The organism is Streptomyces sp. NPDC037288 (assembly GCF_055603265.1).
Map to the genome: position 1 here is coordinate 1 of NZ_JBVJVY010000086.1, position 11,954 is coordinate 11,954.

Genomic DNA, 11,954 nt, shown 5'->3' on the forward strand with positions numbered 1-11,954 from the left:
CGCCTGCCGGGCAGGGAGCGGAATCCCTATCGACACACGCCCCGGGGCGCACGCCCCAACACTGATCGGCTACACCACGAAGCGGGACGCCATCGTCGCCGTCGGCCCACGCTGTCACACGCTGGATTCTCACCCATCCGGACGCCCTGACCGAGGGCGACCGGCTACAGCTCTAGGCCGTCCTGGGCACCTGCCCCGGGCTGACAGAACTTGCTGTCCACCAAGATGCCCACATGAGCCTTACCTCCCACCTCAAAGACCCCCCTTCACCATTTCACGCTTTCTAGCGGAGCACTTTCCCGACACCAGGGCCGTCCTGGCCGACTACCGCAGACGCTCAGCCCGCTTTCCCGCCCCGCTGGAGCCGCGGCAGAAGCCGGTCTGGAGCCCGAGTACCGGATACTCGGTCACCGCAATTGTCCGCACCGCACCACGCCGCGCACGGTCCGAGCGCACCACGTCTTCGGCGCAACCGATCCGGAAGGTTTCGCCGCGATGGGCATCGTCGAGACGCTGGTGCAGATCCACGACGGCGCGGCGCGCGGGCCGCGTACTGCTGGGCCTCAAATACGTGGTGCTACTGCTGGCGGATGGTGCAATTCTCGTCGGGCACCCAGTGAGGCTGACGACCTTCTAGTGCCTGCGCTCAGAGCGGAGCCCACGGTTTGTGCGTCGATCACGTCGTGTCGGAGGCTGTGTTGCTTGATCACGGTCGTGTCGGGAGGCCGGGATGGGCTGTCGCGGACGGAGCTGTTCGCTGCGATCCGGCGGGACAAGCGTCTCGATCCGGAGATGTCCCATCGCGTACTCGCGGAGAAGTACGGAGTGCACCGCCGGACGGTGAGGCAGGCGCTGACCTCTGCGCTCTCACCGCCGAGGAAGAAACCGGCGCCGAGAGTTACGGTCCTGGATCCGGCCCATGGGCTGGATCGACGCGATGCTGCGGGACGATGCGATCGCACCGCGCAAGCAGAAGCACACCGCCCGCAGGATCCATCAGCGTCTCGCGCAGGAGTACGGCTTCGACCAGGCGTCGTACTCCACAGTCTGCGACTACGTGCTGGCCAGACGTTCCGTAGATCGAGGCCGAGGTCCTGGAGGGGAGCCGGCATCTGACCGGCATGATCCCGCAGGGTCCATCTGCCCGGCGAGGTAGCCGAGGTGGCCTCGCCGATGTCTGGGTCCGCTTGGCGGGCGAGGTCGTCAAGTGTTACGTGTTCCCGCTGCGGCTGTCGTACTCCGGCAAGGCCGTCCACCGCGTCTACGCCTCGCAGGCCCAGGGTTCCTTCATGGAAGGACACGTCGAGGCGTCCAACGTCCTACAGGGGCGTGCATCACACCACCTCACCCCCCTCCAGTGGAGCCGAAAGAACTCGGTGCAGGGGAGCCAAAACATGTGCTTACAGACAGTTCAAGGAGTGCGTCGTCCGCATTGACGGCGAGATCGCTCGCGTGCGCTGCTGACTCCAGCGTGTCCTGATGGCCCAGCCATCCGATGCAGGCGGCAGGCCCTCCGTCAAACCGGAGCAACGTCTTCTCGAGCGTGTTTGTGATGTGGTCACGACGTCTGAGGTGTGGCAGTTGCGGAGCCTGCGATTTGGTTCGGGTGCGTTTGCTCTGCCCATCGGACCGTGCGGGGAGCCACGAGTCCGACGCCAAGGAAGAGGGCACCCGTCAGGAGCCAGCCCGGGGTACCTGTGTCGAGGCAGAGCCACACCAGGACGGAGGGCGCGGCAACGCTTCCCAGACTGCTGCCGAACCGGAAGACCCCCGAGTACTGGCCTTGGGCGTGTGCGGGGGCAAGGTTGTAGCGCACCTCGAATGAGCCTGCTGCGTGAAGGAGTTCACCGACGGTATGGACACCCACTCCGAGCAGGATCAGCAGGACAGCTCCCCCTGCGGGCATGCGCGAGGCAAAGCCGATCAGGGAAAGACCGGCCAGGAAGGCCCAGCCGGCGCGGCGCCAAGCGCGTGCGGCGGAGGCGTTGCTGTCGATTCCACGGCTCACCCTGACCTGCAGAGCCACCACCATGACGGTATTGAGAAGGACGCTTGTTCCGACGAACCAGCGAGGCGCATGGGTGTGTCCTACGATCCACAGCGGAAGGGCGAAGACCAGGACGGAGCCGTGCATCGACATGATGCCGTCGAGTCCCGTGATGAGCATGTAACGGTAGTCCTTCAGCGCCGACCAGCGTCCGTCACCAGGAGGAGCCGGGACAGGCGCCAAAGAAGGAAGGCGGCTGACGACAGCGGCGGTTGCCGCGAAGCTCAGGGCGTTGCCCAGGACCAGGCACAGGTACGCGGCATGCGTGTCCAGTTGGACGACGAGTGCGGCCGGCAGCGCCCCGAGGCTGGAGGCCAGGTTTGCGGAGCTGCGCAGATACGCTCGGAAGTGGGCCGGGCGCTCGCCGGCGAGGCCCCGCACGATGGGCCCACGGGCTGCTTGGCTGGCCGAGCCGGCGAGCTCGGTGAGGCAGACCACCGTCGTGAACAGCCAGAAGGCATGAACAAAGGCCAGCATCGCCATGGCGATGGCCTGCACTATCAAGGTCAGCATGTAGACCTCACGTGCTCCGCGACGGTCGGCGAGTCGGCCCACGGGGACCCCGGAGAGCAGGCCTACCAAGGCTCCCACGCCCATACCAAGGCCGACTTGGGATACCGGCAGTCCGACGGAGCGGGTGAAGAAGACAGAAGCACTGACCATGAACACACCGCTGCCGAGCATGTTGATGAAGCTGGCGGCGGCCAGCGTGCGCCTCGGACCCCGCTCAAGCAGAATGCCGCGCGCTACGAGCCAAGATCCCCCACTTTCCGAGCGTCCGACGGACCTTCCTTCGGGCGTGCGATTCGATGCACCTGCCGTCAACATTCCCCCAACGTCTGATCACTGTCTCCCAGAACACGTGGGCAGTGCGCTCGGCGATTCGAGAGGTACTCCCACAGAGCTTTCGCGAGCCGGCACCGCCACCGACGGTGGAGTATGAAGAGGTGAGGACAGCCGGAGAAAGGCCCCATCGCCAGGGGAAAAGTCACACGGAAAACAGGAACAACCCCTGTGAGGAATGGCGTTCAACTATGTGAGACCGCCACCGGGAAGGGTGGCGGAACCGGGCGATATCATCATATCCCTCCGCCAAGGAAGCGCCGTGACGCGATAGAAGGAATGCGACGATCCTGGGATCGTGCGCGGGGGCGGCGACCGGCAGTCCCTGCCGTCCCTGCCGTGCCTGCTCATGGTCAGCCGAGAGCTTGCAACCATCGTCAATCGGGACTCCGCGGCCGAAACCGGCTGGCCGTGAGTACCTCAATCACCTGACCACGCTCAGCCGCACCAGCTGGAGCCCATTGCAGGTGTCTCTGCCTCATCAAGGGCCCGCGCAAGGCGCGGACCGGCCCCGTGGGCTCGGCCCCTCTGCGCCTTCGGCGCCGGGGCTGGCCCTTGGGGCCGCAGCGAGCTACGGCCCTGAGTCGAGACCAGGACGAACGAGGCCACGGTCAGAGCGATGCGTCCGGCGGTGGATGGGCCGGCACCGGGATGGAGGGTGCGCCGTCGCCGGCTGCGGGTCCGTCGTGGCGTATGCGTGGCCCCGATCCCGCACACCGACGACCCAGCCAGAGCCGAGCAGACGCGACCCGGGGGCGTCAAGGTCGTTCGTACAGTGGTTGCGCTCCGCCTTGACGCCTCGGAACCACTCCTGCTCCACGGTGTGTGGGTCGACGGCGTACTGGATGGGAGCTGGGGTGAGAGCGGGCGTGTGCGGGTGTGCCTCATTGCGATCAAGGCTTGACCAGGTACTTACGAGCGGTGATGCTGTGGTGGCCCTTGGGGCATGTCGATCTGAGGGGGAGCAGATGACGCACGTGGAAGCCGCTCTTTTGGCTGAGGCCGTCATGGTCATGACGGCTGTTGTCTCCTTCTTCTTCGCGGTTCCTCACTTCTGGAACGAACGGCTTCGCCGGCGAGGCGTGAAAGGGCGAGGTGTCTGCGTCAGTCACTCCGCACGGGATGGCAAGGTCAGCTGTCTGATCCGGTTCCGTATCCCAGACGGGGACTCGATCACGTTCACCACACCACGCAGTTCCCAGGCCAGCGCAGAAGTCAGGCAGCGGGTCGACGTCATCTATGACCCGAGGAAGCCGAAGCGAGCGGTGATCGCTTATACGCTGCCGGAGGACGGAACACCGGTCCGCCGCTTCCTGATCGGCATGGCCGTCCTCTTCGTCGTCGCCCTTGGCGTCAGGATCTGCCTGGCCCTATGAGGGGCGAGTCGGCGAGCTGTCCATCGTGCCCCCGTGTGCCCGTTCGAGAGGCATACCCAGGGACCACCGCGGAATAGAGGGCAGCGCTCCGCGAACGCGCAGGTCAGCTTCCCCCACGTTAGGAGGGATCCGCGTACGCGGTCTTCCAAACTGGCGCTCAAGGAACCAAGCAGCGGCGGCGCTTGACTGGCTCGTTGAAACTCGAACCTAAGGTCGTCCCATCGAGCTTCAGCCCGACGATGCCGAACTGGCAGTCACGGCAAGCAAGAACCGGCAGACTTCGAGAAATGCATGCAGGACACGCAGCGGTACTTGGCGCCGCCGCGGGCACTGTTGGTGCTGAAGGAGCCGGCGTGATAGCCGCGCTCCTCGCCCGTTCTCAGGCTCGCTCACAGATACTCGCGGAGCACGTACGGCTCATCAGAGCGCCGCGGAAGGCCAGATACGTAGCCTTCGTCGAAGCCTGCCGAGAAGGATGCAATCGATTGAACAAGGCCTGCCAATTGCTGGACTTGCACCGAGGCTCGCCGTGCGCTCAAGCACCTCGAAGCTCAGGTCTACGCCGATGAGTGGGCCGTATCCATCACCGACGTCACATCGCTCGCCCACACGATCCACGCGCATGAACGAGACGGAGACCTGGACGCCTGGACGCCGCACGGCAACTCCTGCCCCGTGAACGTCCCTACCCCGTGGGCGACCCGGGCCTGGCACATCTACACCGATGAGCTCGTTTGCCAATCGGGATGATCACTAAGCAAGTTGGTCCAAGCGCCGTTCACCGACGGGATGATGCCCGGTTGGGCGGGGCTATGCGTACCCGGGTTCCGGTGGGGGCGTTTTCGATGTCGTCGAGTTGGGCGGTGATCGTGTCGCGCAGGTTGTCGTAGTCGTCGAAGCAGTAGTCGTTGAACAGCGTGTAGCCCGTCCACATCAGGTTGGCGCACACGCGTGCCGGTACCCGGCCCGTCTGGGCACCCATGCCGACCAGTGCCACCGACTTGATGCTGCCGGGTGCTCCGTTGTTCTGCCGGTGGATCGCCTGGAACGCGGCAGCGCACGCCAGAGCCACGTTGAGGGTCTCGCTCACGTTCTGCGAGGACTGTTCCATCGTCGGCGTCGATATCAGGAACTTCGGGTTGGTCGCCCCGGACGGAATGCACACCGCGCTTCCCACCGGGAGCCTTCCCTCGAACTGGTCGCGGATCGCCCGCTGTACGCGCAGCTGGATCCCCGCGCCGAGGTGCCGCTTGATGACTGCGTCGACCCCACCGTTCATCAGGCCCCGCGAGTTGGTGGGGCTGACCCAGGCGTCGACGGTCTCATCGAGGATCGACCCCTGGCGGATCTCGATCCCGGGAGTGTCGGCGAACGCCGCCCGCCACGCCTGCACCACCCTGGCGTTGACGTCGGTCAAAACCACCTTGAGCGGCGGCTGCACGCGGTTCACGCTCATCTTCCACACTCCCGTCGGGAAAGGGTCCTTCCAGTGATCACCACGCTACAGGCCCCCACTGACAACGCAGTTGGGAGATCGCGTTGTCGTACCCCGCTGCTAGCCTCCCGGCCATGATCAATCCCAATGCCTCAGCCCAGCCCGACCCGAGCGACCCGCTCGCCCTCGCCGAACTGTTCAAGGACGGCGGTGAACCGTGGCTCCCGCTGCTGAAGCCGGTCATCGAGGCGCAGCCGAACGCCGCCTCGTTCATCGGCCCGGGCCGGGGCCCGGATGTGGTTCCCGTACGCGAACTGACCTTCCAGGCGCTCAAGCCCAACCCACCCCACAAGTGGAAGGTCGTCATCTTTGGGCAGAACCCGTACCCTCGGCCGGAGAGCGCCACCGGCATCGCCATGTTCGACAACACCTTCCACGACTGGAAGGACAGCCAGTTCGGCAGGGTCGTCAGCATCCGCTGCATCATCAAGACGGCGGCGATGTGGAAGTACGGCATCCCCAAGAAGACCCCGATCGCCGACATCCGCGCGCTGCTGAAGAAGCAGGACACCGTCCAACCGCCGGAATGGTTCCAGGCGATGCTCACGCAGGGCGTACTGCTGCTGAACGCGGCTCTCACCGCCAGCAGCGACGGGCCGAGGGGGGCCGACCCGCACACCGGCTTCTGGCGTCCGGTCGCCGAGCGGATCGTCGAGGAGATACTCAAGGCCAAGCAGAATGCCGACGAAGAGGACCGCGGTGTCGTCTTCGCGTGGTGGGGGGCCCACGCCCGCAGTCTGAAGCAGGTCGTCCTCCGTCTCCAGAAGAAGTACCCCAAGGTCGAGGTCCGGCATATCGACCACTGCAACCCTGCCGCGCAGGGCGACATCTTCTGCGACGGCGACCACTTCGAAATGGTGAACGACGCCCTCGCGTCGGTGGGTGCCGACGCGATCGACTGGCTGCCTAGCCGAGGGTGGAACAGGGGCGGGGCGGGGGCCGGCGGGACGGACAGTGACGTCGCCGAGCGCATGGGCGCGTTCATCACGTCCACCATGGAGCTGCACCAGCTGTACCTCGAGCGGCTTTCCAGCGTCAAGGACGAGGGCCTCGTCCTTGAAGCGATCACCGGCGTGTTCGATACCCCGCTCATGGACTTCTGTGACGCCGTCAGCCCCGTCGCCAGGCTGCTGCGCTCTCTCGACCGGCACGTCCAGCGGGCGCACGAGTTCGGAAAGCTGCGGGCAGACGAAGGCACCGGGAGCCTGTCCGCCGACGCCGTCGCCGCCCTCTACCTCTACACCTGCGAGTCCGCGTTCTACCGGGAGATCAACGCCATCCTGCGCAACCCGGACCGGTCTAAGGTCGTCCCGTACCTCCCCTATCTGCGGCTGCTGTTCTCAGCGGTCTCGGGGCTTCCCGTCCGCAAGGAGCCGTTGTGGCGCGGAGTGCCGCTGGACCTGCGGGCGCAGTACCCGGTGGGGCGGACCGTGACCTGGTGGGGCGTGTCCTCGTGCACTTCCGAGCTCGGCGTGGCACGGGCGTTCCTCGGCAGCCGCGGCAAGCGGACGCTCTTCGAGGTGCAGCCCGCCCGGGCCGTCGGCATTCGCAACTACTCCGCGTTCACGGGCGAGGAGGAGTTCATCCTCCTGCCGGGCACGCAGCTCGAGGTGGTGGATGTGAAGACCGAGCGTGGCGGTCTGTGCACCGTAAAGCTGGCCGAGTCCGAAGAGCAGCCCCTCGTGTCCTGAGCAGATGTGAACGGGCCGGGGTGAATGGCTGGAGTCCGGCCAGGGCACGTCCCAGAGCTCTCTGCCATGCGAGCCTCGGTTCCTCACAGTCACCCCATTTATTCCTCACAGAGTTCGACTGTGCAGGCCCGGGCATATCCACGAACGGCTCATCCAGCGCTCGAAATCGCTGATTCACCTGGGCGGAAACCATCATCATGACCAGGCGCATCACCCGCTGGACCTCCCGCCGCGGCGACAACCTCACCCCGAAGGCCAGCTGCTCAACTGTTCCCAGGAACCGCACCGCTGCTGACTGGACCAACCGGCAGGTCAGCGTTCGCCGCGTCCGCCGCCGAGACACCATCGCCGCACTCGCCGTAGAGCACTTCGCGTTCTGCCCGGACGAGACGGGAGACGACCCGCAGGACCTTCAGGACTACGCCAAGCGGCTTGTGGGCGCTCGTACTTGGTCCTGTCGCTGGGACTGAGCGGAGCTGCACCAGGCCCGGAACCGTAGGTGCAGTACGGGCGTCTCTGCCGCCACAAGTGGAGAGCACCGTGCAGCACCAACGACCTGGGGGCATCCGCGATGGCCCGAAAGACCCGAAGACCCTGGAAGACCTGGAGACCCTGGAAGACCTGGAGACCATGGAAGGCCTGGAGACCCTGGAGAGCGGTGACCACCGCTCTCGCCGTCCTGATCGGTCTGACCGCCGCCGGAGCGTCGCCCGCCTCCGCCGACCCGGGCGGACCGGTCGCGCCCAACCTGGACCAGCACTGCGCCGTGCAGAACAGTGGCAGCGGCCCCATGACGATCGCGATACCGGCAGGACCCAGGCGCTCGCATGCGAGCCCGGCATGGGTCCGAGGAAGAGACCGGCCAACGGGCGGGCGGGCGCGGAGACATCGAACCGCTTCAGGGAGCGGCGCATTGTGTGGCAGTGCGGTCGCGCAGGGCAAGCGGGGCAAGCAGGGTCCAGCCGCGGCCGGCTGGATCGAGTGGTCTGGTCGCGGGGGTTAAGAGTTCCACGGCTCGGCGGCAGGAAAGCCGTACTCGGCCCGTCACCGGGCAGCGGTCAGCTGCCGGCGTGGCGGCAGGGGCCCGTCGGCCGGTGACGAACACCGGCCCCGCGGTGCGCCCGGCCGGCAGCATGGGCAGCGTGCGTGCTGTGCCCGGTCCCCAACCGGGCGAGGGTTTCGTCGAACGGCACGTCCAGGTGGTAGTCGTGGGTCGGGCCTCGGCGGTCGGCGAAGTGCGCCGCTCCCGGCCGTCGCGTTCACGGAGCACGATGAGGCGGAGTTGTCCTGGCGGAACGCGCCGTACGGGAGTCGCAGGACGTCCAGGCTGCCTGAGCTCGTCGGTATAACGTCTGCTGCGGCTCTCAGCCGGCCTGACCGTGAAGTTCTGGCGGCCGTCGTCACTCTGTGGGTGACACACCAAGGTCACGGCGCATCGCGGTCCTCATGGCCCGGAGCATGTCCCAGATATCTGCCTGGGCCTGGGTCGCAGTGGCCATCGTCTCCCCCGGCCCGGGTTCCCCTCGCTCGAGACGTTTCACTTGGCCATAGGCCTTGCTCAAAGCCTGGTTGACCGTGCTCGTACGTGCGAGTACCTCATCGGGAGCGATCATCTGTGCTTCGGAGTATCGATCGCGATGGGCTCCCTTGGCTTCATCGAGTGCATCCCTGTCGGTTTCCTCGACACTGCGTTCCCGCATCACGTGCAGATGGTGGTTGAGCGCCGTGGTGAACTGACGTGCAGCCCTATTGAGCTCCACGTAGCAGGTACGTCGAAGAAGTTGGTTCTCGCGGGTCGCTTCGTGGCCGCGGAGCAGTTCTATCTCCCGACGTTTCGCCCGTTCGGAGGCGCGTTGGGTGACGAACGATGCCCCAAGCGTTCCCGCTACACCTGTCACAGCGATGATCACAGAGCCGAGATCCACAGACCCCCCTCGAAGCCGTTTGCGATCTATCACCATTGCTCGCCAGCGGACTGTCAAGGGCCCAGACGACTTCTTCGTCGCCGCGTAGCGGCCCGCCACCGAGGTCTTGTTCACCGAGGTTAGCCGGATCACCGTGCCCAGCGGCGGCCTCCGCGGAATACCGAACGCCGCGATGCGCACGTGCTGCCGGCTGTCACCCCGCACCCCCGGCCCGGGCGCTGGTGGTGGGGCACCGTCATCGGGGAGGGCCAGGGCCTGTCCTTGGTGAGCGGCGTACCGGCCGGCACCGCCTCCTGCCTACTGGCCTGGCGGCGGGGCCGGCCCGCGGCTAGCGCAGATGCCGGGCGAAGAACCGGGCCGCGGCGTCCCCCGCGAACTGCGGGACGCCGGTGTGCCCGCCCATGTTGGCGTGCAGCGTCTTCTCCTTGGAGCCGAAGGCGTCAAACAGGTCCAGGGCCGACTGCCGGTCGTTGCCTTCGTCGTCCCACTGCAGCAGGACGTGCAGCGGAATGCTGACGCGGCGGGCCTCCTCGAACATGGCGGCGGGCACGAGACTCCCGGCGAACAGAACAGCGGCCGAGATGCGCGGCTCGACCACCGCAAGCCGGATGCCGATGGAAATCAGTCCCCCCGAGTACCCGACCGGACCGCCGATCTCGGGCAACGACAGGAGGGCGTCCAGGGCGGCCTGCCATTCCGGGACCGCCTTTGCGACGAGCGGGAGGACGAGGGCGTCGATGATCTCGTCGCCGACCGGCTCGCCGGCCTCCATAGCCCGGCGCAGGTCGGCGCGGGCCTGCTCGGCGGCGGCCCAACGGGGCCGGTCACCGCTCCCGGGGAGCTCGATGGTGGCCGCGGCGAAGCCATCCGCCGCGGCGTGCCGGGCCCGCCCCGCCAGCCGGGGGTACATCTTGCGCAGTCCGAGCGGAGGGTGGCCGAGCAGGATCAGCGGCACCGGTGCGGATGCGGATGCGGGCGTCCACAGGATGCCAGGGATCTCGCCGAGGGTGAATTCGCGTTCGAGGACGCCGTCGTCGAGGCGCTGTTCAGAAGTGAATCGCATGGTCGTGCCTTTCGGGAGTGCGCTTGAACGGCGCTCCCGGACGACCTATCGCCCGACCGTGACCCCGGAGGGAAGCACCCATGTCGATACTGCGTTCACGGGTACCACCTCCTCGTTCTCTCGCACGGCCTCCGGGAGATTAGCAACGGTCGCCGTGGTCCGCCAACAGGTTTTTACGGAGGCTCCGTGGCCGGATGCCGCCTCACTACATAGGACACGGTCTATGCCGGTGAAGTGCTGGGAGGTCGTTGACGCCAACGGCGTGGTGGAGTCTCGTGACTTTCTGACTCGGCTTGCCCGGAGGGTACGCCAGACAACGTCCGGCTGTTGGTGGGCATGAGTGCGTCGGGTGGCGCGTACGTGTCAGGGAAGGGTGAGCGGCTGAACATCGTTTCGGCGGACGGCCGGGCGCGGTTCGCGCTGCACACGGTCCTCGATGACGCGCATTCGACGCTATCAACGGTTTCCATTCCCGTGTGCGTGAGCCGGCGTCCGTGATCGGTAAGCGGGGTGGCTTTGTCCACGAAAACGGGCTCTGGCTCAACTTCGGTGACGCGGCCACTCTGAGTGACAGTCGGGCACCGTCGAGTCGTTCGGGAAGTCGCCCGGAAATGGTCCGTGGACAAGGTCCGGCATCCACCGCGATCTCGACGCCGTCACCGCCGGACTCGCCCTGCCCTGGAGCTCTGGCGCAGTCGAGGGGCATGTCAACCGGATCAAGATGCTCAAGCGCCAGATGTTCGGGCGTGCTGGCTTCGCCCTTTTGCGGAAGCGCGTACTGCTCGCACTGTGATCGCGATGTCAGCGGCTCATGCGAGGATCCGGGCGCAACTACACGAGGAGATCAACATGGGCACCTGGGACACCGGCTCCTTCGACAACGACACGGCCGCGGACTTCACCAGCGCTCTCGACGACGCCAAACCCGAGGAACGCGAGGCACTGATCCGTGGCGTCCTCACGCGCACCGTCGACGCCACCGGCTGGCTCACCGAAGGAGAAGAAGCGGTGGCCGCAGCCGCACTGATTGCGGCGCAATGCCCTGGCGGCGAGCCAATCGACAAGACCTTACGGCCCTGAAGAACCCATGCCTGCCTTCCCTGACGATCTCCGGACACTCGCGGACAAGGCCCTCACTCGCATCATCAGCGACGAGGCCGGGCCGGCCTCGAACTGGGTCGACCCGGAAGACTGGAAGCAGTGGCGAGCCAACCTCAACCGCCTTCGCACAGTCCTTGCTCCGCCATCACCGTCCATCCCGCTGTTCGATGTCTAACAGTGACAGAGCGTCACCCGCCACAAAACCTGAGCCAGAGCCCGAGAAATCACGGCACTCGGGCTGACGCGCCCTGGCATGGCTGGTTGGGAAGTCGGCAGGTGATAATGCGTTGTCGGGCTCAGCTGGGCCGCGAGAGCATCCGATGGCGTCCCGCTTCGTGGTGTAGCCGATCAGTGTTGGGGCGTGCGCCCCGGGGCGTGTGTCGATAGGGATTCCGCTCCCTGCCCGGCAGGCG

General features: G+C 66.4%; 7 protein-coding genes and 2 pseudogenes. 5 read left to right on the plus strand and 4 right to left on the minus strand.

The window, feature by feature from the left end; all coding sequences use genetic code 11:
* Positions 1–1,558 precede the first annotated feature (1,558 nt).
* Positions 1,559–2,875 carry an MFS transporter gene (locus tag ACZ7GZ_RS40360; protein WP_471032427.1) on the minus strand — a complete coding sequence of 439 codons (1,317 nt, stop codon included), beginning with the start codon at positions 2,873–2,875 and terminating at the stop codon, positions 1,559–1,561.
* Between the two features lie 983 nt (positions 2,876–3,858).
* Here ACZ7GZ_RS40360 and ACZ7GZ_RS40365 point away from each other — a divergent pair.
* Positions 3,859–4,266, plus strand: a complete 408-nt coding sequence (locus ACZ7GZ_RS40365) for a DUF3592 domain-containing protein (RefSeq protein ID WP_471032429.1) — start codon at positions 3,859–3,861, stop codon at positions 4,264–4,266.
* A 549-nt stretch (positions 4,267–4,815) separates the two neighbouring features.
* Positions 4,816–4,994: pseudogene (locus ACZ7GZ_RS40370) on the plus strand (DUF4291 domain-containing protein); the annotation flags it as partial.
* A 50-nt stretch (positions 4,995–5,044) separates the two neighbouring features.
* Here the strand turns inward: ACZ7GZ_RS40370 and ACZ7GZ_RS40375 are convergent.
* Complete coding sequence (locus ACZ7GZ_RS40375) at positions 5,045–5,722, minus strand: macro domain-containing protein (RefSeq protein ID WP_471032432.1); 678 nt, start codon at positions 5,720–5,722, stop codon at positions 5,045–5,047.
* A 113-nt stretch (positions 5,723–5,835) separates the two neighbouring features.
* Between ACZ7GZ_RS40375 and ACZ7GZ_RS40380 the strand changes: the two genes are divergently transcribed.
* Together ACZ7GZ_RS40380 and ACZ7GZ_RS40385 are read left to right on the plus strand one after the other, a co-directional pair.
* Positions 5,836–7,452, plus strand: coding sequence for an ADP-ribosyltransferase domain-containing protein (locus ACZ7GZ_RS40380; RefSeq protein WP_471032434.1), 1,617 nt, complete (start codon positions 5,836–5,838; stop codon positions 7,450–7,452).
* A gap of 197 nt (positions 7,453–7,649) precedes the next feature.
* Positions 7,650–7,922 carry a DUF4253 domain-containing protein gene (locus ACZ7GZ_RS40385; RefSeq protein ID WP_471032437.1) on the plus strand — a complete coding sequence of 91 codons (273 nt, stop codon included), beginning with the start codon at positions 7,650–7,652 and terminating at the stop codon, positions 7,920–7,922.
* A gap of 930 nt (positions 7,923–8,852) precedes the next feature.
* On the opposite strand, the gene ACZ7GZ_RS40390 is transcribed toward ACZ7GZ_RS40385, so the two are convergent.
* Together ACZ7GZ_RS40390 and ACZ7GZ_RS40395 are read right to left on the minus strand one after the other, a co-directional pair.
* The gene (locus ACZ7GZ_RS40390) at positions 8,853–9,557 is read right to left on the minus strand and encodes a hypothetical protein (protein ID WP_471032439.1); all 705 of its coding nucleotides are present in this window, start codon (positions 9,555–9,557) and stop codon (positions 8,853–8,855) included.
* Between the two features lie 148 nt (positions 9,558–9,705).
* Positions 9,706–10,440, minus strand: coding sequence for a dienelactone hydrolase family protein (locus tag ACZ7GZ_RS40395; RefSeq protein ID WP_471032440.1), 735 nt, complete (start codon positions 10,438–10,440; stop codon positions 9,706–9,708).
* Between the two features lie 849 nt (positions 10,441–11,289).
* Here ACZ7GZ_RS40395 and ACZ7GZ_RS40400 point away from each other — a divergent pair.
* A pseudogene (locus ACZ7GZ_RS40400) lies at positions 11,290–11,716 on the plus strand (DUF4259 domain-containing protein).
* Positions 11,717–11,954: the final 238 nt, after the last annotated feature.

Excerpts from the sequence above, each read along its gene's own strand:
- ACZ7GZ_RS40360 (WP_471032427.1), bottom strand. The coding sequence starts at position 2,875 with ATGTTGACGGCAGGTGCATCGAATCGCACGCCCGAAGGAAGGTCCGTC.
- ACZ7GZ_RS40380 (WP_471032434.1), top strand. The coding sequence starts at position 5,836 with ATGATCAATCCCAATGCCTCAGCCCAGCCCGACCCGAGCGACCCGCTC.
- ACZ7GZ_RS40365 (WP_471032429.1), top strand. The coding sequence starts at position 3,859 with ATGACGCACGTGGAAGCCGCTCTTTTGGCTGAGGCCGTCATGGTCATG.
- ACZ7GZ_RS40375 (WP_471032432.1), bottom strand. The coding sequence starts at position 5,722 with ATGAGCGTGAACCGCGTGCAGCCGCCGCTCAAGGTGGTTTTGACCGAC.
- ACZ7GZ_RS40395 (WP_471032440.1), bottom strand. The coding sequence starts at position 10,440 with ATGCGATTCACTTCTGAACAGCGCCTCGACGACGGCGTCCTCGAACGC.
- ACZ7GZ_RS40385 (WP_471032437.1), top strand. The coding sequence starts at position 7,650 with ATGACCAGGCGCATCACCCGCTGGACCTCCCGCCGCGGCGACAACCTC.